Annotated in this window: 23 protein-coding genes; 9 read left to right on the top strand and 14 right to left on the bottom strand. The window is 38.1% G+C overall.

Translation table 11 applies throughout. From position 1 onward, the window contains the following. Positions 1-56: 56 nt before the first annotated feature. Positions 57-977 (top strand): AraC family transcriptional regulator, encoded by a 921-nt coding sequence (locus tag R2S08_RS12290; protein ID WP_316835454.1) that lies wholly within the window; start codon positions 57-59, stop codon positions 975-977. 30 nt (positions 978-1,007) lie between these two features. Here R2S08_RS12290 and R2S08_RS12285 read toward each other — a convergent pair whose 3' ends face one another. The 5 genes from R2S08_RS12285 to msrA all read right to left on the bottom strand — a co-directional run bounded on the left by R2S08_RS12285 (position 1,008) and on the right by msrA (position 4,930). Beyond that, positions 1,008-1,421: a DUF6691 family protein gene (locus R2S08_RS12285; protein ID WP_316835453.1), complete on the bottom strand. Its 414-nt coding sequence runs from the start codon at positions 1,419-1,421 to the stop codon at positions 1,008-1,010. A 2-nt stretch (positions 1,422-1,423) separates the two neighbouring features. Next, positions 1,424-2,101, bottom strand: coding sequence for a YeeE/YedE family protein (locus tag R2S08_RS12280; RefSeq protein ID WP_316835452.1), 678 nt, complete (start codon positions 2,099-2,101; stop codon positions 1,424-1,426). Between the two features lie 352 nt (positions 2,102-2,453). Then, on the bottom strand, positions 2,454-3,716 hold the full coding sequence (locus R2S08_RS12275) for a HAMP domain-containing sensor histidine kinase (protein ID WP_316835451.1): 1,263 nt from the start codon (positions 3,714-3,716) through the stop codon (positions 2,454-2,456). Continuing rightward, entirely contained in the window at positions 3,713-4,390 is a 678-nt protein-coding gene (locus R2S08_RS12270) for a response regulator transcription factor (RefSeq protein WP_316835450.1), read from the bottom strand. The genes R2S08_RS12275 and R2S08_RS12270 overlap by 4 nt, the downstream gene beginning before the upstream one ends. 48 nt (positions 4,391-4,438) lie before the next feature. Beyond that, entirely contained in the window at positions 4,439-4,930 is a 492-nt protein-coding gene (gene msrA / locus R2S08_RS12265; protein WP_316835449.1) for a peptide-methionine (S)-S-oxide reductase MsrA, read from the bottom strand. A 125-nt stretch (positions 4,931-5,055) separates the two neighbouring features. Between msrA and R2S08_RS12260 the strand changes: the two genes are divergently transcribed. Then, positions 5,056-5,514 carry a MaoC family dehydratase gene (locus R2S08_RS12260; protein WP_199083182.1) on the top strand — a complete coding sequence of 153 codons (459 nt, stop codon included), beginning with the start codon at positions 5,056-5,058 and terminating at the stop codon, positions 5,512-5,514. 53 nt (positions 5,515-5,567) lie between these two features. Here the strand turns inward: R2S08_RS12260 and R2S08_RS12255 are convergent, their stop codons facing one another. Further along, positions 5,568-5,888 (bottom strand): DUF6122 family protein, encoded by a 321-nt coding sequence (locus tag R2S08_RS12255; RefSeq protein WP_316835448.1) that lies wholly within the window; start codon positions 5,886-5,888, stop codon positions 5,568-5,570. Positions 5,889-6,071: 183 nt separating this feature from the next. Between R2S08_RS12255 and R2S08_RS12250 the strand changes: the two genes are divergently transcribed. After that, on the top strand, positions 6,072-7,202 hold the full coding sequence (locus R2S08_RS12250; RefSeq protein ID WP_316835447.1) for an MBL fold metallo-hydrolase: 1,131 nt from the start codon (positions 6,072-6,074) through the stop codon (positions 7,200-7,202). A 19-nt stretch (positions 7,203-7,221) separates the two neighbouring features. Then, the gene (locus tag R2S08_RS12245; protein WP_316835446.1) at positions 7,222-8,010 is read left to right on the top strand and encodes an AraC family transcriptional regulator; all 789 of its coding nucleotides are present in this window, start codon (positions 7,222-7,224) and stop codon (positions 8,008-8,010) included. Here the strand turns inward: R2S08_RS12245 and chrA are convergent. The 4 genes from chrA to dinB all read right to left on the bottom strand — a co-directional run bounded on the left by chrA (position 8,007) and on the right by dinB (position 13,966). Then, positions 8,007-9,323, bottom strand: a complete 1,317-nt coding sequence (gene chrA / locus R2S08_RS12240; protein ID WP_316835445.1) for a chromate efflux transporter — start codon at positions 9,321-9,323, stop codon at positions 8,007-8,009. The two genes, R2S08_RS12245 and chrA, sit on opposite strands and share 4 nt — an antisense overlap. Positions 9,324-9,454: 131 nt before the next feature. After that, positions 9,455-9,808: a DUF1622 domain-containing protein gene (locus tag R2S08_RS12235; protein WP_133778268.1), complete on the bottom strand. Its 354-nt coding sequence runs from the start codon at positions 9,806-9,808 to the stop codon at positions 9,455-9,457. 51 nt (positions 9,809-9,859) lie between these two features. Further along, positions 9,860-12,805 (bottom strand): PHP domain-containing protein, encoded by a 2,946-nt coding sequence (locus tag R2S08_RS12230; protein ID WP_316835444.1) that lies wholly within the window; start codon positions 12,803-12,805, stop codon positions 9,860-9,862. 3 nt (positions 12,806-12,808) lie between these two features. Beyond that, positions 12,809-13,966 carry a DNA polymerase IV gene (gene dinB / locus R2S08_RS12225; protein ID WP_316835443.1) on the bottom strand — a complete coding sequence of 386 codons (1,158 nt, stop codon included), beginning with the start codon at positions 13,964-13,966 and terminating at the stop codon, positions 12,809-12,811. 210 nt (positions 13,967-14,176) lie between these two features. Between dinB and R2S08_RS12220 the strand changes: the two genes are divergently transcribed. From R2S08_RS12220 to R2S08_RS12200, 5 genes are all read left to right on the top strand, one after another. After that, entirely contained in the window at positions 14,177-15,484 is a 1,308-nt protein-coding gene (locus R2S08_RS12220) for an alpha-L-fucosidase (RefSeq protein ID WP_316835442.1), read from the top strand. Next, positions 15,481-15,897: an L-rhamnose mutarotase gene (locus tag R2S08_RS12215; RefSeq protein ID WP_316835441.1), complete on the top strand. Its 417-nt coding sequence runs from the start codon at positions 15,481-15,483 to the stop codon at positions 15,895-15,897. The genes R2S08_RS12220 and R2S08_RS12215 overlap by 4 nt, the downstream gene beginning before the upstream one ends. Positions 15,898-16,074: 177 nt before the next feature. After that, the gene (locus tag R2S08_RS12210; protein ID WP_133778273.1) at positions 16,075-16,266 is read left to right on the top strand and encodes a cold-shock protein; all 192 of its coding nucleotides are present in this window, start codon (positions 16,075-16,077) and stop codon (positions 16,264-16,266) included. 162 nt (positions 16,267-16,428) lie between these two features. Then, the gene (locus R2S08_RS12205; protein WP_316835440.1) at positions 16,429-16,950 is read left to right on the top strand and encodes a DinB family protein; all 522 of its coding nucleotides are present in this window, start codon (positions 16,429-16,431) and stop codon (positions 16,948-16,950) included. 115 nt (positions 16,951-17,065) lie between these two features. Beyond that, positions 17,066-18,532 carry a PLP-dependent aminotransferase family protein gene (locus R2S08_RS12200; protein ID WP_316835439.1) on the top strand — a complete coding sequence of 489 codons (1,467 nt, stop codon included), beginning with the start codon at positions 17,066-17,068 and terminating at the stop codon, positions 18,530-18,532. A 30-nt stretch (positions 18,533-18,562) separates the two neighbouring features. On the opposite strand, the gene R2S08_RS12195 is transcribed toward R2S08_RS12200, so the two are convergent. From R2S08_RS12195 to R2S08_RS12180, 4 genes are all read right to left on the bottom strand, one after another. Beyond that, positions 18,563-18,964, bottom strand: a complete 402-nt coding sequence (locus R2S08_RS12195) for a hypothetical protein (RefSeq protein ID WP_316835438.1) — start codon at positions 18,962-18,964, stop codon at positions 18,563-18,565. 85 nt (positions 18,965-19,049) lie between these two features. Next, positions 19,050-19,757, bottom strand: coding sequence for a LytTR family DNA-binding domain-containing protein (locus tag R2S08_RS12190; RefSeq protein WP_316835437.1), 708 nt, complete (start codon positions 19,755-19,757; stop codon positions 19,050-19,052). Beyond that, on the bottom strand, positions 19,757-20,926 hold the full coding sequence (locus R2S08_RS12185; protein ID WP_316835436.1) for a sensor histidine kinase: 1,170 nt from the start codon (positions 20,924-20,926) through the stop codon (positions 19,757-19,759). Before R2S08_RS12185 ends, R2S08_RS12190 begins: the two co-directional genes overlap by 1 nt. Positions 20,927-20,983: 57 nt before the next feature. Next, positions 20,984-21,721: a CPBP family intramembrane glutamic endopeptidase gene (locus tag R2S08_RS12180; protein WP_316835435.1), complete on the bottom strand. Its 738-nt coding sequence runs from the start codon at positions 21,719-21,721 to the stop codon at positions 20,984-20,986. Positions 21,722-21,828: the final 107 nt, after the last annotated feature.

Genomic DNA, 21,828 nt, shown 5'->3' with positions numbered 1-21,828 from the left:
ATTTTAATGGATTATTCGATTAAAACAGTAGCTTTAGCTAACAATCCCAGCTATATATGACGTTAAGTACAGCAGATAATAAGCGCAAGAAGAAAGTAAGAGATGGATTTGAAGGGCAAAAGTTAATCAGTTTGCCTAATATGATCTACAAGAACACCGACACTGTAAATGCCCTTTTGAATCAAGTTTTTATTACCCATATAGGCTATTTCCCTAAGGCATTCTCACATTTTCGTGAGCGTAGAAAAGGTTGCGAAGACAATATTTTTATTTATTGTATTAGTGGAAAAGGTTGGTATATGATTGATAAGAAAAGATATGAAGTTGGCCCTAACCAGTATTTTCAAATTCCAGCAACCACAAGCTATATAAAATATGCCGCCGATCAGGATCAGCCCTGGACCATATTTTGGGTGCACTTTAGCGGCAAAGAGATCAATGCTTTTAACCAAGCGTTGAATATTACCTTGGGTGACGGTCCCCAACAAGTCCATTATAATGAAAAAGGAATTCAGATTTGGAACGAAATGTATCGATGCCTTGAAATGGGATATAGTAAAGACAACCTGAATAACGCAAATATGTGTCTGTATTATTTTTTATCTACTTTTCTATACCCCGAACAGCATTTTACAGGAAACGAGGATAAAGGAATAGTCAGGGAAACAATTGTTTTTATGCGGAGTGAACTGGCTAATAAATTCACTGTGGAAGATTTCTCGGCCCGTCATAAACTTTCAGCCTCTCACTTTTCAAGTTTATTCCGTCAATCTACAGGAATCTCACCTATGGAATATTTTATACAGTTAAAAATCCAGCAATCATGTCACTTGTTGTACAGCACGGAAACTAAAATCAAGGAAGTTGCCATCAGCCTTGGTTATGATGATCCCTATTATTTTTCAAGATTGTTTAAAAAAATAATGGGTATTTCTCCAAAACAATACCGAGTTATAAATAATGGATTGAATAAATAAACAGTTGAATAATCCATCTGATTAAGGTCATCAATGAGGCAATTTATCTTTAACAACTCCGTATAAATAAGTGCCTGCTAAAGCGCCAATTGCTACAACAACCATTCCCATGTAACCATAACCTATACCCACAAAAATTGGTCCTGGACATGCCCCGGTGAGCGCCCAGCCAAGACCGAAAATGGTCCCTCCTATGATGTATTTCCTCCAGTTTTTATCTTTGTTTTGAAACTTTACAGGTTGTCCGCTTAGATCTTTCATTCCAGTTTTTTTGATTAAAAACACAGCAATTACTCCGCAAATCACTGCAGTGCCAATGATTCCGTACATGTGGAAAGATTGAAAACGGAACATTTCCTGAATACGGTACCAGGACATCGCTTCAGATTTAACCATTACGATTCCAAAAATTACTCCTGTAAAAATGTATTTGAAGAACTTCATTGTTAAAAAATAATTGGAAATAAAAAATGTGTCATGATAAGACCACCAATAAAGAAGCCGATAACCGCTACTAATGAAGGGAGTTGGAGATTTGAAAGGCCGCTGATGGCATGACCAGATGTACAACCTCCAGCATACCGGCTTCCAAAGCCAACAAGAATGCCCCCGAATAAGAGTAGTGATACGACTTTAATCGAGGCAAGCGACTCAAAATCAAATAACTGAGATGGATTTAAACCGCCGTCAAAGTGAATTCCGAGCTTATATAGATCAGCAATGGTTGATTTGGATAAATTTAGAGGGGCATCGCTTACTAAAAATGTAGAGGATAAATACCCACCGACGACTGCACCTATAAGAAAAAATAAATTCCATTTCTGAGTCTTCCAGTTGAAATCAAAAAAGCGCACTTTTTTACCGGCTCCCATCATACTGCAAATGGTGCGAAGATTAGATGAAAAGCCAAATGATTTTCCGAAGAAAAGCAAGGTAAGCATAATTAGTGCAATGATTACTCCAGAAGTATACCATGGCCATGGCTGTTTAATGAGTTCTAAGATCATAAATATATTATCAATATTTAAAAGTTGTCCAGTGGACCAGGATACCGCTAAAATCAGTGGCAAAATAATTGAGAAAGTCGTCCAACGTTTCAAAACCATCATTAATTGCCAATTCATGAACCTCGGCAGAAGTTAGAAGTCTTCCATCAATCCTAATATCGGGTATTTTCTTGTCATTCCAAGCCATACTAATCTCTTGTAGAAGGACACAATTTGTTTCAAGGCCAAATGGTAGCTCTACCCCCGAAATTAAAGAGGTGCAAAATTGAATGGTTTCTCCAACAGACCACTCCTTTGCCAAACTGTTTATATCAGACCTTTTTCGCCGTATGGTATGGAGCTTGGGTTGGAAATGTCTGGTTTGTTCATCTTTTAGAAAACCACAAAGAATCTTTTCCCTAAAAAAAGTAGGTTTTCCGTTAATATACTCTGTAAAACATAAATTCATTTCATCTTGTTAGCCGGTCTGTTAAAGACTCTTTTTAAAATAAACCTTAAAAGAATGCATATTGTCTAAATAATTGTATTCGAGCTCAAATCCATATAAGGTGCAAATCTGCTTACTGATTGCTAATCCAAGCCCCATTCCTTCTGATTCGGCAGATTTAGAAAAACGATCAAAGATCCTGTCCTGAACGCTCTTGTCTTTACCTGTATTGGAAATTATCATAATGTCAGAGAAAAGTTTTACATCGATACGGCCTCCTCTATGGTTATGCCTGACTGAATTGCTGAAAAGATTATTCAAAAGGATATCTGCCAGGTATCTGCTCATTGTAATTTCGGTTTTTTCCATCTTCCCATTAACTTCTAACCCATCCTTCTCAAATAATTCGTGGAATTGCCTGATCTTTCCCTCAAGCATCTCCTGAATATCGATATTCTCGGCATCCGGAATAAAATTATTTTCAATTTTAGCCAGCAGCAGAAGTGATTGATGAAGCCTGGAAAGTCTTCCGGTCGCATGATAAATATCCTCTAGGAGATGTCCTTGTTGCTCTGTAAAGGCCTCTGTCTGAAGCAGGGAGTCAAGCTTGGAGTTGATCACCGCCAGAGGAGTCATCATTTCATGCGATGCATTATCTGTAAAACTTTTGAGTTCCTTATAATCCTGCCTGACCTTTTTTGCCATAGCGTTTACAGATTCATTTAGTTCCCTAAATTCATCTACCTGCGTTGGTTCCTCCTTTATGGTTTCCATTTTTGTCACTTCAAAAGTCTTCATTCTGTTCAGGATAGAATAAAATGGCCTCCACAACCGGCTTAATACAAACCGATTTATGAGAATTAATGAAAGTAATAACACAACGGTTACACCCAGTGTAATGAGTAAGATAATACGTACAAGATCTTCAGATTCTACCCTGGACTTGGTAATTGTAACCTGATAGATCCTGCCTTTTAAAGTTACGGTAGTAACCAGACTTCTGCCAGGTTCTACCTCGTTTTCCTTTGGATTGACATAGGTTGTGTAACTGAAATCCCGTATATTGGATACATCGCCATTAATCTCCTTATAAGAAACCTGTTGATCCAGATAACTGGCTGGAAGCGGTAATTTCTGATAGGTCTGTGTATACTGACGAATTTCGTTCTCTTCTACTGCCAAATCCCGGTCCAGTCTTTCTGTTAATATAAAGTGAATGACTACATAATAAATAATACCTGTAATGATTAGGATAACCAACGAAGTCAATAGGTTTGCACGATTATATCTGGTTGATAGCTTCATGCCTCTCCAAATTTATATCCGATTCCATATATCGAACGTAAATAGTCTTTTCCACCTGCTTCAGCCAATTTCTTTTTCAGGTTTTTTACGTGAGTATAAATAAAATCAAAATCATTTGAAAGGTCCATTTCATCTCCCCATAGGTGTTCGGCCATGGCATTTTTTGTCACTATCTTATTTTTATTGGCAAGAAAATAAACGAGCAGGTCAAATTCCTTTTTGGTAAGCACTACTTGATTATTGGATACAGAAGTCTTCATAGCAGATACATCGACTTTAATTTCATTGAATATGATCAAATTATCACCATCGAAATTTTTTCTTCTCACAATTGCACTTACTCTTGCCTTTAGCTCAGAAAGATGAAAAGGCTTCACCAAATAATCGTCGGCACCAAGATCAAGCCCGGCAAGTCTGTCATCAAGAGAATGTCTTGCCGATAGGATAAGGACGCCGTCTTTTTTCTTCATCTGCTTCAGTTGCGACAACAGTTCAAGTCCTTCACCATCCGGAAGGCCGAGGTCAAGTAAGATGCAATCGTAATTGTAAAGCGCAATCTTTTCAGATGCAGATGCAAAGTTGGAGGCAAACTCACAGATATTTCCTTCGCCTATAAAATAAGCCAGAATGCTTTCTAAAAGTGCCTGTTCGTCTTCAATGACTAGAATTTTCATGAGTATTTATCTTCCTTTTTGTGTTCAAGAGCCCACAAGTTCGGTATGCTATCCAAGTTTCCAATCGGGTCTTTCAAAGTGACAGGTATATCCATAAGGATGTTTTTGGAGATAATCCTGATGCTCCTCTTCGGCGTTCCAAAAAACAGTTTCCGGAACTAACTCTGTTATGATTTTTCCAGGCCATATACCGGAGGCTTCCATTTCAGCAATTAGGTCTTTTGCGACTTGTTGCTGTTGTTCATTCAAATAGAAAATAGCAGAACGATAAGATGTACCTATATCGTTTCCTTGTCTGTTTCTCGTTGTCGGATCATGAATCTGGAAGAAATATTCAAGAAGTTTCCGGTAGGACAACCGGGCTGGATCAAATATAATCTCAATAGCCTCAGCATGTGTACCGTGATTTCGGTAAGTCGCATTAGGAACATCTCCTCCAGTGTATCCGACAACTGTTGAAATCACTCCGGGATAATGTCGAATAAGTTCTTCCACCCCCCAAAAGCATCCGCCAGCCAGAATTGCTTTTTCAGTATTCATATATATTTTTATTTTTAATTGCATAAAGATACACTGACAACATGTATATTTTGGTTTAATTTCAGTAAATTCATCATCTGAAGCTCACAGGGCTAACGTAATTTTTAATAACGAAATAATAATACATGCTAATAATCAATAACTTCGAAGAATATCAATCACATTTGGGTCAGGAATTAGGCGTTTCTAATTGGCATAAAATCGATCAGGATCAGATCAATAAATTCGCAGATGCAACATTTGATCATCAATGGATACATGTTGATAAAGAAAAAGCTGCAAATGAAGGACCATTTAAGGCGACTATTGCGCATGGTTATTTAACTCTATCCTTAATTCCCTATTTATGGAAACAGATTGCAGATGTCCGCAACATCAAAATGGAAATCAACTACGGTATTGAGAGTTTTAAATTTGGTCAACCCGTATTGGTAGATAGTGATGTGCAGTTAAAAGCTAAGCTGATATCGATAGCCAATTTGCGTGGTACAACGAAAGTTATTATTGAAGCAACACTTGCCATTAAAGACCAACCAAAACCAGCCTATGTTGGCAATGTTGTATTTCTTTACCATTTTATATAACATATAATATATTGGATTAACCATGGCCTGGGCCTCATACCCAGCCATGGGGCCTAATGCAAAAACCATAAAGACCATTGGCAATCTTGCCAGTCTGTAAACATATGAAAGAGTAATCCAACTGCAATTATCCGTGTTTTAGGAAAAAAGAGCAGAACAAAATAAACCGCAATAGCATAGTAAGAATGCAAAGGGTGATAACCAATGCTGCATCTGTCCGGATCAAAAATTGGAGTGGCTAGCAGATGATCCACATCCACGAGCATAGTTGCAATCATAATGATCCAGGCCTTCTTCCATTCCTTTCTGAAAAATATTAATGCGATTAAACCAGGTGCCAGGAAATGTAAACTATAGTGGACTATAGGTTTCAATGTAAAAAACAGATGCGGACTCATACTACGAGTAAATATAAATTTTAATCGTAGTATAATTGTCAAAAGATTTATAATATTGAACGTAGACGCTACTATGAACCTCCGAACAAAGTTAAACTGGACCTTTCAACAAAACAACCTATAATTTTTATTCTCACCTTTGTGCCATTAAATTATAGAATGAAACGGTTCTTAAAACTCATTAAACGAATTATGACCATCTTGTTAAGTATACTATTGCTTTTGGCGATAACTACCTTTTTCTATATCAGGCAACCAAAATTTGGAAAGGCGCCTTCGGCTGAACGCTTAGATCTTCTTAAAAGATCACCACACTATAAGGATGGTAAATTTCAAAATACGCACTACACGCCTGATCTAACCGAAGGATATAGTATGTTCGGTATCATTTACGATCAACTATTCAAAGATCATCCAAGGAGAAAGCCTGCTGGCCAAATTCCTTCTACAAAAACAGATTTAATAAATCTGCCGGCAGACGCCGAGGTACTGGTGTGGTTTGGTCATTCTTCCTATTTTATTCAGATTGAGGGAAAGCGCTTTTTGGTAGATCCTGTATTTAGTGGAACGGCTTCACCATTGCCTGGAACGGTTAAAGCGTTTAAAGGTACAGACAGGTATACAGTGGAAGATCTGCCAGCTATTGATTACCTCCTCATTAGTCATGATCATTACGACCATCTGGATTATGAAACCATCGTCAAATTAAAAAATAAAGTAAAAACCGTTATCTGTGGTTTGGGTGTGGGTTCGCATTTTGAAAGCTGGGGTTATCCCGCCAAAGAAATCATAGAAAGCGACTGGAATGAAACGATTTCTTTAACCGACGGATTTAAACTGCATACCACTCCTGCCAGGCATTTCTCAGGCAGAGGATTTACCAGAAATAATACGTTATGGATGTCTTATGTGCTGCAAACGCCTACAACTAAGATATATATTGGAGGCGACAGTGGTTACGACACCCATTTTGCTGAAATTGGCCGTCAATTTGGACCGATAGATCTCGCCATTTTAGAAAATGGGCAATACAATATAGCTTGGAAAGCTATTCACATGCTACCCGAACAAGTAATTCAAGCGGCACTGGATTTAAAGGCCAGGAGGCTCTTTCCTGTACATTCCTCTAAATTTATGCTTGCTATGCATCCGTGGAATGAGCCGCTGATCAAGGTTACAGAACTGGCCAGAACACATCAGCTCCCTTTGATTACACCCATTATTGGTGAAAGCGTAAATCTTAGGGATACCACTCCTATTTTTCCAGAGTGGTGGAGAGAAGTAAATTAAAATTTCATAAGACGAGCGCATGAAATACATTGAAACAAAATCTTGCTACATTGGTCCCGAAATATCACCTGAACAATTTATTTCAGAACACTTTTTTCTGTTTTTAGTAAAGGGGTCAATTACCGGATATGACGGTAATAAAAAATATGAGCTGAAAGCCGGCGATTCCTGTATTGTAAAAAAAAATCGTCTCGCCAGGTATCATAAACAGACACATGATGAAAGGATGGAAAAGGTAGTTGTCATTTTTGACAAAGCATTCCTAAAGTCTTTCCAGCTTAAACATCAGGGTACATCTTCTGTTACCGATAATCAAAATGCCTTTATACTCTTAAAAAGAGATGATCTGATCAATAGTTTCATCAATTCTCTTACCCCTTATTATGGCAATAATGGCAAAATGGATGAAGTTTTTTCTAACATTAAAAGGGAAGAGCTTTTATTGATTCTATTGCAAAAGGATCCTGAGTTGTACAATATTCTCTTCGACTTCGGAATTCCGGAAAAAATTGATCTGGAAGAATTCATGAATCGAAATTATAAATTCAACGTTAGCATAGAACGCTTTGCTTATTTAACAGGCCGGAGTCTATCTGCGTTCAAAAGAGATTTTAAAACGATATTTCAGGATACGCCGAGCAGATGGTTGGTGAAAAGACGGTTGGAAGAAGCTTATTTTCTTATGGAAAAGAAAAGTAAAAAACCATCCGACATCTATATTGATCTTGGATTTGAAGATCTGTCTCACTTCTCCTTTGCATTTAAAAAGAAGTATGGTTTGGCGCCCTCATTATTAAGCAAATCTTAATAATGAATCAAACCAAAAATCAGGCTCAATCCAATGATGTACAAGACATTTAATTTAAACCTTTTCATTAGAATCAACGAAAACACAATCCAACCGAGAGCATAAAGATCAATAGAATGAGTAGATACTCCGTTTGGAAAGACGACATCTTTACCTAAAAATAAAGTAAGGTTTAAAATTACACCCACCACGGCCGCGGTTACAAAGCTAAGTATGGATCCCATTGCCTTGTTTCCGTGCGTTCTTTCTATAATTGGGCCTCCAACAAAAATAAACAGGAATGAAGGGAGAAAGGTCAGAAAAGTAGTGAGTAATAATGCTCCGGCCCCCATGAGCATAGAACCCGAAAAATGATTGTAGGCAGCCATAAACCCAACATAACTCACAACAATAATGAGGGGGCCAGGCGTGGTTTCCGCTAAAGCAAAGCCATCAATCATCTGCATTTTATTTAACCAGTTTAACTTGGTAACGCTAAATTGGGCCACATATGGCAACACGGTATAAGAACCGCCAATTGTAAATAGCGCAGTTTCTGTAAAGAATAAACTTAATTGTTTCCAAAAACTGAAATCAACTGCAAAGAAATAGAAGGCGGTTATCGGTATCAACCAAAGCAGAATAAAGACTACAGTACGTTTAATGGATTTTTTAATTGTAGCATCCGACCCCAATGCAATAGAGTTTTTATTAAAATAATAGGCACGTTCATCAACTGTTGTTTCCTTGTTAACTCCATTTTTTTTATCCAGTAGACCTGGGAGAAATTTCCATACCACGATACCCCAAACTATTGCGCCAGTAATAATCATTAACATAGATAGATTAAAAAAGAAGATACCAGCAAAAGCAAGGAGTGCCACCAATACATGTAGGGATGTGTGTAATGCCTTTTTGCCAATGCCCAATAGAGCAACTATAATAATGGCGATGACAGCGGGTTTAAAACCATTGAACATAGCAAACATCCAGGGCTGGTTTCCAAAATAAACGTAAAACATGCTTAATAACAGCAGGATAACCATAGATGGCAGCACAAAGAGAATGCCAGCAATAAGCCCTCCTTTTAAACCATGTAATTGCCAACCAATATAAATGGCCAATTGTTGTGCTTCTGGGCCTGGCAATAACATGCAAAGACTTAAAGCATGAAAGAACCTGCTGCTGCTGATCCATTTTCTTTTGGTGACCATTTCATCATGCATGATGTTAATGTGGCCAACCGTTCCGCCAAAACTGATCCAACCCAATTTGAACCAGAATTTTAGAGCGTCTTTGAATACAGGAGGCTTACGTTCGAATGAGCTCATCATCCGGCAATAGTACTTAAAACAAAATCAAAAATCAAAGCATTGACAAGGTATATTTTTGATTTAAAACAAGGTGGTTTTTAGTCGATTTAATGCGGTATCTCTATGCCATACAACCCTCTCTTTGTGTACGCCTATTTTGATTCTTTAGGCGCCTTATTTTCTGCTACGCTTTCAATTTCTTTATTCAGAAAAAAAGAAAGGCTTGTTCTGATAAAAACAGTACCTGCCAATATTCCCAAATCATTAAATGAAGGATTGAGAATTGTATCAATAATATCTGACGCGATTAAAAACTCCAGCCCCAACAATAGATAATAGCCAACTTCAATTTTAATCTGAACAGTTTTAGCCAGCGAGAACGAATTCTGGAAACGGCTCAGTTCATTATGAACAAATTTAAGTAAGCCCAGTGCGGCACCATAACAGATGATACCTATACTAATATAACTTATGATATGTGATATGGATTGAAGCAGAACACTCATCGCAAATTGGTCTTTAGATAAAAGTACATAATATATGTAAATATTATCCTATTAATCCATTACCGGATTCCTCAGGATTTCAAGTTTTGCAAATTTGACAACCTCGATACTCGGGAATCCGAAATCCTCCACTACTTTGCCTAAAATCAGATAGCAACCAGTTCCTCTGAATGGATAGCCCGGTGCGTTGTTCGGAAAATGCGTTGTATCAAAGAAATGCCCGTCTGCATCAAGGAATGTTCCAAACCACATCTTCTTGCTGCCCTTGGTATATACCGTTTTTCCACAAACATACAACCCAACCATTTTAACCGTCTGGCCTACATATTTAAGCAAGTCTTTAGCTTTAATTGCGCCACGGTACCCCGTTTTGAGTAAATCAAACATAGAAAGTGTTACTGGAAATCCCAACAGTTCCAGTTCATGATAAGCATCTTCTAAAGCCGTATTTACCAAAGCGGGCATTTCATAATATTTACGTTCCATATGAAATAGTACTGCATCATTCCCAGGTTTATTTCCTGCAAAAAGCATATGAATTTCCCACAACAGAACCTTCTTACTTTTGCCTGTAAAACGAAGCGCTCCAATCCTAATCAGGATAATGGCTTGCTCCAGACTAATACTGCTGCGGCGTACAAAGTCCTCCAGATCCGAGAACTCACCATTCAATAGTCGTTCCCTTGGGATGGCATCCATAAGCTTTCCATCCAATCCCTCAATCCCTATAAATCCCAGATATACATCTATGCCAGAAATAGAAACTGTAGAACAGCTCATATTCACGCAGGGCAAATGAATTCTGGCTCCAGACTTCCTAAGCTCCTGCACATATAACCAACGTGTATAAAAGCCACCATAATTATTCAGTACCCCAACCATAAACTCCATTGGGTAATATGTTTTTAAAAATAAACTCTGGTAACTCTCTATAGCAAAACTTGCAGAGTGGGCTTTAGAAAAGCTATAACCTGCAAAAGAGCTCACCTGCCGCCAAATCTCCTTTGTAACTTCTTCAGGTCTGCCCAAAGCTGAAGCACCTTCATGGAATTTCAGCAGGAGTTTATCAAATTCAACTCTGGAGCGATACTTGCCACTCATTCCCCTACGCAGAATATCTGCATCCTCACCATCCATTCCGGCATAGTGGATACTGATCTTAATTACATCTTCCTGATATACCATAATACCAAAGGTATCCTCCATTTGTTCTTTTATTACCGGATGTAAATAACTAACATCTTGCGGATTATGGTAGTTTTTAATATAAGCTTTCATCATGCCCGACTGCGCTACTCCGGGCCTTATGATAGAGCTTGCTGCAACCAGGGTCAGGTAATTATTGCAAGCCAGTTTCACCAACAGCTGGCGCATAGCCGGAGATTCAACATAAAAACAACCAATAGTATCCCCATTTTTCAACCGTGCATTCAAATTCGGATCTTTCATAAAGGTCTTTACCTGGTGAATATCAATTTGAATTTTCCGGTTTTCTTCTACCAGCTTAACGGCCTCCTTAATATGTCCGATCCCCCGTTGAGAAAGAATATCATACTTATCATAGCCAATCTCTTCCGCTTCATACATATCCCATTGCACGGTGGGCATCCCTTTAGGCGGTAAATCCAGTGCCGTATAATAGGTTATCGGTTCTTCTGAAATCAATATTCCACCCGCATGAATACTGCGTTGATTCGGCATTTTATTCATCAGTTCGTAAACAGCTAAGATCTTTTTAAATGTGGCGTTATCCCGATTGACAATCATTTGACCAGGATCGGTAAAACCATCAATTTCGGTTTTAGGAAGCCCCATCACTTTTCCAATTTCTCTAATCACCGAACGGTCCTTGAAGGTAGATACAGTTCCTAAAAGCGCGGTGTGCTCCTTTCCGTACCGATTAAAAATATAATTTTGCACATCTTCCCGCTGGTCCCAGGAATAATCGATATCAAAATCCGGAGGGGAGGCCCTTGATAAATTTAAAAAACGTTCAAAGTAAAGATCTAACTCAATTGGGTCAACATCGGTAATTTTCAGGCAGTAAGCAACCATACTGTTCGCTCCGGATCCCCGGCCTACATGATAATACCCCTGCTTCATGGAATAACAAATGATATCCCAGGTAATCAAAAAATAGGCACAAAAATTCATTTCGAAAATCACTTTCAACTCCATCTTTATCCTATTGAGGGCTATCTCATGATCTGGACCATAACGGTATATCATACCCTTCATTGCAAGGTTTTCCAGCAAGACTTTATCCTGCTGTTGGTTGCCGGTAAAGGTCTTTCGGTTCAGCTTGAGCTTACCTTTCGGATAATCCATCACGCAGTTATCCATCAGGTTACGAGTATTATCTAAAATAAAACTATACTTATCGAATTTGTGATCCAGTTCGCCAGACTGTAAAAATTCATCGGTATTCCTGCACTTGTCCTCTGCAGAAACCATGGTAAGCAACGTGTTAAGCCCAATCCCCCGGAGATATTCATGCAACCTGTATTCCAGCTTGCCACAAAACACTACAGGCTGCAAAGCCACAAGTTTATGCGAAAAAGATGAAATATCCATTGCATGTAACCCATGCAATTCATCAAAACGAATTCCCAAATACTCATGCTCAGTCAGCACCTCGGCAGAAAAGCGATGATATGGGTACACCACATAAGCATCTGCGAAAGCAGGACAACGGTCCGGCAAGTCCCGTTGCTCCAAATTATGCTGGGACAAAAAGTCATTTAACTGTTTCATTCCTTCCCTATTGCGTGCAATTCCGATATACAATAACTTCTCCTTCCTCCTGAATTCTATTCCGGCGATCGGTTTCACACCTTTCGTCCGGCATTCGCGCATAAATTCCATTATTGCGGTGGAGTTATTGATATCCGTTAACACCATTTGAGCAATTCCCCGTACACATGCCTCCTCTACCAGTTTTTTAACCGTCATTGTACCATAACGTAAACTGTACTGAGAATGAACATTCAAATACATATGCTAAACATCTAATTTCATTAATGAGGCCCTCGTTACCGCTTGAGGACCAAATCGCTTTCGAATCTTATCCATGGCCTGCACCAGACTATACTGCTCCTGGGACTCACTATACAGGTCAATCTGCTCAAATCCATTGACCAGACTCGAAAGCCGTACGCCCACCAACCGCAACAACATGCGCTTCTGGTAAACCTGTCTAAAAAGTTCTTTGGCTTTGGCAATTAAAACACTGTCTAAAGAGGTGTATGGAATATTTGCCTGTTTGGTGGCATCCTCAAAATTGGAATAGCGAATAGTGATTGTAATGCAAGCCGTTAATTTTTTCTTCTCCCGAAGTTGGTAAGCCACATCCATTACCTGGGCAGTAATCAAATTATAAATCATATCCAGATCAATGCTATCTGCTTTAAACGTACATTGGGTACCAATGCTCTTCGCCTCACTGTAAGGAACTACGGGAGAATAATCAATTCCCCTGGCCTTCTGCAACAGTGACAAACCGTTCCGCCCTAGCAGCGCAGTTATCTGATCAGGATGAATTTGAGCAAGAGTATAGATCTTTTTAATTCCCATATCACTCAGCTTAATAAAAGTCTTTTCCCCAAGCCCCGGGATTTTTCGTATAGAAAGCGGGTTTAAAAAATCAGTTACCTCAGAGCCAGCTATATTGAGTTCACCATTAGGTTTACATTCATTGGTTGCCATCTTAGACACCGTTTTATTTATCGACAGGCCAAAAGAAATTGGAAGCTTCGTTTCCTTAATCACCAGTGCACGTAATTCATGAGCAAACTTTAGCGTTCCATGAAAGCGGTCCATCCCAGTCATATCAATATAATGCTCGTCAATACTTGCCTTCTCAATTAAAGGCACCCGGTCGCGTAAAATTGTTGTAATTTCCATAGAAGCTTCAGAATAGGCATCCATATTCCCCTTTACAAACATAGCTTGAGGACATAACCGTTTAGCCATCCTTGAAGACATTGCTGAATGTATCCCGTATTTCCTGGCCTCATAACTGCAGGATGCTACAACTCCCCTGTCAGAAGTTCCTCCAATAATTACTGGCTTTCCCTTTAAAGAAGGATTCTTACGAATTTCAACGGATACAAAAAATGCATCCTGATCCATATGGATGATCTGCTTATCGTTTGTCATGTCATGAATTTAACCAACGCAAATTTATACTAAAAATTTTAGTATAAATGACGTTTGATAATTTTTTTAGCAGGAAACATGTCCTAAGGGCCAATCTCAACAGCAGATCGTCAAATAATACAATAGTCCATTAAAAACGAAGGATAATTCATTGTTCTATGGTTGTAAAGGAAATAATTTAGCTTTCCTAATCAATATAAACCACATACAATGAAACAATTGTTTACCCTATTGGTCGTACTCTCTACGTTTTATCAAACCAAAGCACAGACCACAGCAGTTAATCCATCTATAAAAACCTCCAAGGCAGTTTTAGATGATTTTATGGATCAACGTTTTGGTATGTTTATCCATTGGGGCCCCGTTACATTACGTGGCACAGAAATAGGCTGGAGCAGAGGAACCAGCGTACCCGTCGAGGATTATGACAATTTATACAAAGAATTTAATCCTGTTTTATTTAATGCAGACACCTGGGTGAAAACAGCTAAAGAAGCTGGAATGAAATACCTGACGATTACTTCAAAACACCACGATGGTTTTTGTTTGTGGCCAACTAAGTTTTCTGACTATAACATCATGAATTCGCCTTACAAAAAAGACATCGTAGGTGAATTGGCCAAAGCTTGTAAAAAGTACAATATCAAATTCTGCGTGTACTTTACAGTTTTAGATTGGCATGATCCCAATTATCCTATCCATCTTCCAGATGGAAAAAGTTTGGATCCCAAGGCCGATATACACAAATTTATTGCGACCATGAAAAACCAATTGCGGGAAATCGTTACCCAATATCATCCTTATATGCTTTGGTTTGACGGCAATTGGGAAGGTCCATGGAAAAACGAATACGGAGCAGACCTGTATACATTTTTGAAAAAACTAGATCCAAATGTGATTATCAATAACAGAATTGGTGCAAGCCATGGCGGTGAACACCCGAAATTAACTGAAGGGATTATTGGAGACTTTGCTACTCCGGAACAAAAAATTGGGGAACTAAATATGAAAAATCCCTGGGAAACCTGTATGACCATTTGTCAACAATGGGCATGGAAACCAAATGACAAACTAAAAACATTAAAAGAATGTATCCAGACTTTAGCCAAAACTTCAGGGGGAAATGGGAACCTTCTATTTAATGTCGGCCCAATGGCTGATGGTCGGATCGAACAACGCCAAATCAATAGACTTAAGGAGATGGGCGATTGGCTGGCTACCTACGGTGAGAGTATTTATGGCACTAAAGGAGGCCCATATAAACCAAATGAGGTCTTTGCCACAACTCGGAAAAACAATAAACTCTATGTCCATATTTTTGACGGAAAATCCGCTGATGTGATCCTTCCAGCATTACCAGGCGTTAAGGTTAACCAAGCCTACTTGTTAAAAGGCAGCAAAATTGATTATAGTCAGAACACAGATGGAAGTATTGTACTTCGTTTACCAGAACATCTACCAAATGCAGATGATTCAGTCATTGTACTGGAACTCAATACCAATTCTGAAAGAATATGAAACTAAGCATCATCATAGCCCTGTTATCCGGATTACTTCTTTCCAGCTGCCAAACGACAACTAAAAACCAGCAGGTAAAACGCTTTGGCTCTATAACCGGTTTAAAAGCAGATAAACTTGCCAGATATAAAGAATTGCATGCAAATGCCTGGCCTGAAGTATTAAAAAAAATAAAAGATTGTCATATCCAGAACTATTCCATCTACCTTCAGAAAGTAAAAAATGAATACTATCTGTTTAGCTATTTTGAGTATACGGGAAAAGATTTTGATGGAGATATGAAAAAGATGGCTGCAGATCCGAACACCCAGCGTTGGTGGAAAGAAACAGATCCTTGTCAGCAGCCGCTACCGGAAACTGCTGCAAAAAAAGAAATATGGACTAATATGGAAGAAGTATTCCATACAAATTAAACTTATTTTTTTTGCAGATTTAATATCATCTGATTGCCGTAAAACAGCTATTGTTAAATATTTTTAAAAAAAACTTAGAATTCTTTTAAACAATCCTTATTTTACACTTGTTATTGCTTTTCGTTGAGCAACCATTTTTCGGAAGCCGTAATAATTTATTTTAAATATCTAAATACAATGCCACAAGGAACAGTAAAATTTTTTAATGAGTCAAAAGGATTTGGCTTTATCGTACCTGAAAACGGAGATGCAGAGATCTTTGTACATGTAACAGGATTAGCGGGCCCTATCAGAGAGAACGACAAAGTTACGTATGAAGTAGAAAACGGCAAAAAAGGCCTGAATGCAACAAACGTGAAAACCATCTAAATTATAGATGATCGATTTAAAGCATCTCCAAAAGAGATGCTTTTTTTTTTATTTCTAAACTCTTATTTAAATTTCACGAAATACGCTGCCATAGGGTTGTCAGTTAGGCGTGTTTTCTTTGTGTAGTTAAACATAAAGATTCATTCATAAACCTTTAAGATTATGACAACCGAAAACACGACTATCGAAGCTATTGAAATCCAATCATTTGTTTCATCTGCCAATATGCTGAATGATTGGCTGGGGCACCGCAGACTAACCAGACGCGTAATTGAGGCATTTCCAGAAGATAAATTATTTACCTATAGTATTGGAGGAATGCGGCCTTTTTCAGAAATGATGAAGGAAATCATTGATATATCAGGGCCTGGAATACAAGGTATCGTAACTGATAAATGGGAAAACACAGGCGGTTTTAACAAACATACCATCAGCCCGGAAGATCATACAAAAGAAGGATTACTTCGCCTTTGGGACGAAGGAACTGAACAGATCAGGACTTTTTGGCCGCAGATTTCAGAGGAACGCTTTCAACAAAGAGTATTGGTCTTTGGCCAATATGAAGGACAGGTTTTTTCGATTATTCTTTACTTTATCGATAATGAGATTCATCATCGTGCACAAGGCACGGTCTATCTGCGTAGCTTAGGAATAGAACCACCTGCATTTTGGAATAGAGATTAAACCTATATTCTTTCTGTTAGGCACCACGAGTGATGCCTAACAATTTCTAATTGTTTCTTATTTTATCGGATGAAGATTATTGTTAAGTTTACACATATTCAGTAGTCCAATTTCTATGCAAATACTTGCCACCTTAATCATTATTGACCGTGATGCAGTCCAACCGGTTTATCTGCAACTGGCCAACCGATTAATGCAGCTGATCAAGGATGGTACATTGCCGGTATCCCATCGGTTACTCAGCACCCGAAAAATGGCAGAACTTCTACGGGTTCATAGAAAGACAATCGTTAGGGCCTATGATGAATTATTAGCGCAAGGCTGGCTCGAAAGTGAAGGTGGCAATGGAACCTTCGTAAGCAAGAATCTACCACAATTAGAACTGGAAAAGCTGTCAGCTAAAAACGACACCAAAATTAATGCATTAAAAACTGCAGGCTTTTCCATTGACAATGCAGATCATTTAAAAAGAAAAATGATCAAAGCCACACAACAGTATCATCTAGATGATGGCTATCCGGACAGCCGTTTAGCACCATTAACCGAACTATCCAGGGCTTACCGGACTCAACTCCTGGCGGGAAACTCCTATCTCCGGTTTGGTTATGGTGATACAAAAGGTTCTTTATCATTAAGGGAAGAACTTTGCAATTATTTTGCAGAAACACGAGGTTTAAATATCGATACCGAAAATATCCTGATTACCCGTGGTACAGTTATGGGCCTTTACCTGGTGAGTGCAGCCCTTATAAAACCTGGGGAACATGTAGTGGTTACAGAACTCGGCTGGAAAACGGCCAGTATGAATTTCTTGCAAGCACAAGCGATCGTACACAAGATTGCTGTGGATGAACATGGCATGATTGTCGATGACCTGCGAAGACTATGCCTTGTAAAGAAAATAAGGTTAGTTTATCTCACCCCTCATCACCACTACCCTACAACAGTTCCAATGCGCGCAGATCGGCGGATGCAGTTGCTAAACCTGGCAGAAGAATTTGGTTTTATCATTTTTGAAGACGACTATGACTACGATTTTCATTACATGAATAAACCTCTTCAGCCACTGGCCTCAGCAGATAAAACCGGCCATGTAATCTATTGTGGATCATTTACAAAAAGCATTGCTCCTGCATTTCGTGTAGGCTATCTCGTTGCCCCGGAAAATGTGGTGCAGCAATTGGCCCAGTTGCGCCGTATTGTAGACCGGCAGGGAGACTTTATGCTGGAGAATTCCATTGCAGAATTGTTTAAACTAGGTACAATACAGAAGCATTTACGTAAATCATTGCGGGTATATCGGGAACGAAGGGACTTGTTTTGCGAGCTGATGAGACATCACCTCAGCGACAAAATTTATTTTCAGGTACCCGAAGGCGGCATGGCTGTGTGGGCAATAGCAAATCCTTCAATCAATATCCAAGACCTATCCTTAAAAGCACTAAAAAAAGATATTTACATCAACGATGGATCCGGATTTGGCGAGGCACCAGCGGTTAAGAACAATCTTAGACTAGGCTTTGCGTCATCAAATGTGGCAGAACTGGAGTACATAGTAGAAACTATAGCCAAGTTATTGTAACCTGTCGAAGTCACTTATAACTGCACCCTACTAAAACTCATCTACTGTAGATCTGGTATCTAAATCTATAAAAGTGAAAACGACCTTAGAATCTTCATGATCAATTTTAAAATTGACCAATTCTGACATCAATTCTTCTGAATTCGAACCTGCGCAAGCAGAATGATAAACTAACAGATAAGAAACACGTGCTTTCCCTGTTTCGTTCTCTTCCTCATACTCTACTTCCTCAAGCTCCAAATCTGAAATTTCTGGTGTTGCACCGTCAGAACCATGATAAACCAATAATATATCAATCACCTTATCCTCAGGGCTGATATCCTCATAGCTACCACTAAACAAAACCTCATTCAAAAATTCTTTTGGACTTAATTCGCCCTCTTGCAGCGATTCATAATCATCCTGTTGGTACTCCAATTTTAGTATTGCCATAAGGACGGCAAAATAACAACTTAATCCTTATTCTATCCTATATCAAATGAAAAAAGAATCATCACATTACGAATTTCCATTTTCTTTACTTGATCCCTAAAAGATCAAATAATTCCTCTTTCTTGTTTAATGCAACGGAAATAGACTTGCCGTTAACAAGCTCAACCATATTTCCATTTACACTTCTTACTGAGTCAAGATTCAAAATAAATGAACGCTGAATTCTAAAAAACTTTGGTAAAGACAAGATCTCCTCCATTGACTTAAGTGTTGCCTGCGTACTGTAAACACCTGAAGAAATAACAATTTTCAAATAATCACCCTGGGCTTCAACGTACAAAATTTCATCCAATAAAATCTTAACTAATTTCCCATCCGATTTGATAAAGATTCGATCGTTTGTTACCTGTTGAATAGAAGACGAATGTTTTAGTTCCAGGTAATCTTTGGCTCTATTAACTGCTTTTAAAAAACGATCAAACCTCACCGGCTTAACCAGATAATCTGTTGCCCCTGTCTCAAAACCATCTAATGCAAAATCCCGGTAAGCCGTGATGAAAATAACAACTATAGAGTTTTCCAGAGCATTTACAAGTTCTAAACCATTCAGTTTAGGCATTTCTATGTCGCTGAAAACAATATCAACAGGCTGATCTTTTACAAATAAAAGCGCATCAACAGGATCTTCAAATGTAGCCAGAACATTCAGAAAAGGAACTGCTTTAGCAAAAGACTCAACAACATCCCTTGCAAGAGGTTCATCGTCAATAACGACGCAATTTAATTTTTCCATTAATTTTTTAGATCTAATTTTAGGGATACTTTAAAACATCCATCCCGATTTTGAATTTGTAATTCATACCTATCCGGATACAAAAGCTGTAATCGTTTTTTAGAATTCTCCAGACCTATTCCTCCAAACTCTGCCGTTTTTCTGGTATCATCAATATCATTTTCGACATCAAAATAAAAACACCCATCATCGATCTTTATACATAGACTCAGCAATGAATCAGTTTTAGATTTTAGTCCATATTTAAAAGCATTTTCGATAAATGTAAAAGTTAAAAGCGGTGCAATATAGAATCCTGAACATTCCGATTCATTGGGAAATTCAAATCTAATGTCTTTGCTTCCGGAGTATCTCATTTTCTCAAGCTCCACATAATTTTTTATAAATTCCAGTTCCTTGCTCAAAGGGACCTTTTCAGTATTGGATTCATATAAAGTATAGCTCATCGTATCTGAGAGATTCAAAATAACCTCCGGAACCAGATCATCCTTCTTAAGACTTAAACTGTACAAATTATTCAAGGTATTAAAAAGAAAATGTGGATTAAGCTGGGCCTTCAAAAAGTCCTTTTCTATATTGATATTCTGAATTTCCAGTGTTGCTTTTTGTTTTTGGATATTTAGCGTTCTGTTATACAGCCTGGAGATTTCAAAGAGAATTTTGACAAAAAAGAACGGCGCTAAAATGGAAATAATAATAATTGCCTGTGACACCATTCTATTTATCGATATAGCCTGGAAAAAAGTCTGACTTGCAGCTCCTTTTATGGCCCCTTTCAATTCGCCATCCAGAATTTCGAAACCGAGTGAATGGTATGCAATAGAAAAAATGTAGGTAGCTGAAATCCAAATAACAACAAATATTGGAAATGTAAATATAATCAGCAGAATAGCGGTTCCTACTCTGCCTTTAAAAATTCTGGGCAAGGCAACATAAAAAAACAAATAAAAAACAACCATATTAACAGTGGTCATCCGTAACGTCAAGATAAAACTGTTAAAGTATGTAAGATGATAGGCAATTCTGTAACTCAAAAACAAAAGTGCTGCGAAGCCCAACCACATCAGACTATGAAACAAAAACCGCTTCCTTTTGGTATAGAATCTATCAAAATCAAATGCTGCAATTCTGTTTGTAAAATAGTCTGAAAAAACCTGTGTATCCTGCATTAGTATCTTTTAAAGCAAACCAAAGATAGTTTTTTGATTTGCTTGATTATGTTTCAATTATAAAATTCTGATGATGGCGTTCATAATATTGATGGTATTGTGTCCCAAAATAGGATAAATTATATTTCCGGAGAATTTTCTAAGTATACCAACACTTAACGATGAAATTAAAGCCAGATAAACAATCGTGACCAAATCAAATTTAAATGCATGATTCGCCGTAAGAAATACCCCGTGAACAACCCCAAACAATACAGTTACAATAATGAACCCCCAGCCAAACTTCAGCCCTTTAAAAGTCCATTTTGGAGGAAATGCCTTTTCCAGCAGCCATAAACTGATCCCTCTAAATGCAAGTTCTTCCGTTAAGCCAGGTAAAGTTGCCTGAAAAGCAAAGGTTTCCAGGTCGAAACTACCCCCCTTGGGAAATAAAATCATCTTAAAAATGAAATCAAACAATAAAAATCCAAAGAAAAACAAAAGACCAACAATCAACTGCTTTTTAGAATTCGTTTTCGTCGTAAAACCAATTTCCTGCCTTGTGGATTTTGAAACAGAATAAATGATCACTAAAGACATCACCAGGCTTAAGATCTTTCCAATCCAGGAAAACTTAAGTCCCAGAAATTCCATGCTTATGTATTGTCTGGACAGTTGCTGAATATAGCAGTCCACTAAAAAATACAAGATAAAGAAGACTAAATATTTCAACTGGCCTTTTTCTGACTTAATAAATGCAATGAGAATAACTGGCAGGATGATTAGAATCCAAATAAGTGGTGTTAGTAATGACATATCTTTTTATAATTTTTATCAAAACTATCCAGCCCTGATCTAGATTAAAAAGTCTACCGATGAAAACCATTTTTTTGCCGATGAAAGATGATTATTGGAAGATCAGA

Source organism: Pedobacter nutrimenti (genome assembly GCF_032678445.1).
GTDB lineage: Bacteria > Bacteroidota > Bacteroidia > Sphingobacteriales > Sphingobacteriaceae > Pedobacter > Pedobacter nutrimenti_A.
The sequence above is the reverse complement of the archived record's forward strand: the minus strand, read 5'-3'. Positions and strand labels throughout refer to the sequence as shown.

What these genes read in the sequence shown, in the direction of transcription:
- R2S08_RS12290 (WP_316835454.1), top strand. Translation starts at nt 57, where the DNA reads ATGACGTTAAGTACAGCAGATAATAAGCGCAAGAAGAAAGTAAGAGAT.
- R2S08_RS12285 (WP_316835453.1), bottom strand. Translation starts at nt 1,421, where the DNA reads ATGAAGTTCTTCAAATACATTTTTACAGGAGTAATTTTTGGAATCGTA.
- R2S08_RS12280 (WP_316835452.1), bottom strand. Translation starts at nt 2,101, where the DNA reads ATGAATTGGCAATTAATGATGGTTTTGAAACGTTGGACGACTTTCTCA.
- R2S08_RS12275 (WP_316835451.1), bottom strand. Translation starts at nt 3,716, where the DNA reads ATGAAGCTATCAACCAGATATAATCGTGCAAACCTATTGACTTCGTTG.
- R2S08_RS12270 (WP_316835450.1), bottom strand. Translation starts at nt 4,390, where the DNA reads ATGAAAATTCTAGTCATTGAAGACGAACAGGCACTTTTAGAAAGCATT.
- msrA (WP_316835449.1), bottom strand. Translation starts at nt 4,930, where the DNA reads ATGAATACTGAAAAAGCAATTCTGGCTGGCGGATGCTTTTGGGGGGTG.
- R2S08_RS12260 (WP_199083182.1), top strand. Translation starts at nt 5,056, where the DNA reads ATGCTAATAATCAATAACTTCGAAGAATATCAATCACATTTGGGTCAG.
- R2S08_RS12250 (WP_316835447.1), top strand. Translation starts at nt 6,072, where the DNA reads ATGAAACGGTTCTTAAAACTCATTAAACGAATTATGACCATCTTGTTA.
- R2S08_RS12245 (WP_316835446.1), top strand. Translation starts at nt 7,222, where the DNA reads ATGAAATACATTGAAACAAAATCTTGCTACATTGGTCCCGAAATATCA.
- chrA (WP_316835445.1), bottom strand. Translation starts at nt 9,323, where the DNA reads ATGATGAGCTCATTCGAACGTAAGCCTCCTGTATTCAAAGACGCTCTA.
- R2S08_RS12235 (WP_133778268.1), bottom strand. Translation starts at nt 9,808, where the DNA reads ATGAGTGTTCTGCTTCAATCCATATCACATATCATAAGTTATATTAGT.
- R2S08_RS12230 (WP_316835444.1), bottom strand. Translation starts at nt 12,805, where the DNA reads ATGTATTTGAATGTTCATTCTCAGTACAGTTTACGTTATGGTACAATG.
- dinB (WP_316835443.1), bottom strand. Translation starts at nt 13,966, where the DNA reads ATGACAAACGATAAGCAGATCATCCATATGGATCAGGATGCATTTTTT.
- R2S08_RS12220 (WP_316835442.1), top strand. Translation starts at nt 14,177, where the DNA reads ATGAAACAATTGTTTACCCTATTGGTCGTACTCTCTACGTTTTATCAA.
- R2S08_RS12215 (WP_316835441.1), top strand. Translation starts at nt 15,481, where the DNA reads ATGAAACTAAGCATCATCATAGCCCTGTTATCCGGATTACTTCTTTCC.
- R2S08_RS12210 (WP_133778273.1), top strand. Translation starts at nt 16,075, where the DNA reads ATGCCACAAGGAACAGTAAAATTTTTTAATGAGTCAAAAGGATTTGGC.
- R2S08_RS12205 (WP_316835440.1), top strand. Translation starts at nt 16,429, where the DNA reads ATGACAACCGAAAACACGACTATCGAAGCTATTGAAATCCAATCATTT.
- R2S08_RS12200 (WP_316835439.1), top strand. Translation starts at nt 17,066, where the DNA reads ATGCAAATACTTGCCACCTTAATCATTATTGACCGTGATGCAGTCCAA.
- R2S08_RS12195 (WP_316835438.1), bottom strand. Translation starts at nt 18,964, where the DNA reads ATGGCAATACTAAAATTGGAGTACCAACAGGATGATTATGAATCGCTG.
- R2S08_RS12190 (WP_316835437.1), bottom strand. Translation starts at nt 19,757, where the DNA reads ATGGAAAAATTAAATTGCGTCGTTATTGACGATGAACCTCTTGCAAGG.
- R2S08_RS12185 (WP_316835436.1), bottom strand. Translation starts at nt 20,926, where the DNA reads ATGCAGGATACACAGGTTTTTTCAGACTATTTTACAAACAGAATTGCA.
- R2S08_RS12180 (WP_316835435.1), bottom strand. Translation starts at nt 21,721, where the DNA reads ATGTCATTACTAACACCACTTATTTGGATTCTAATCATCCTGCCAGTT.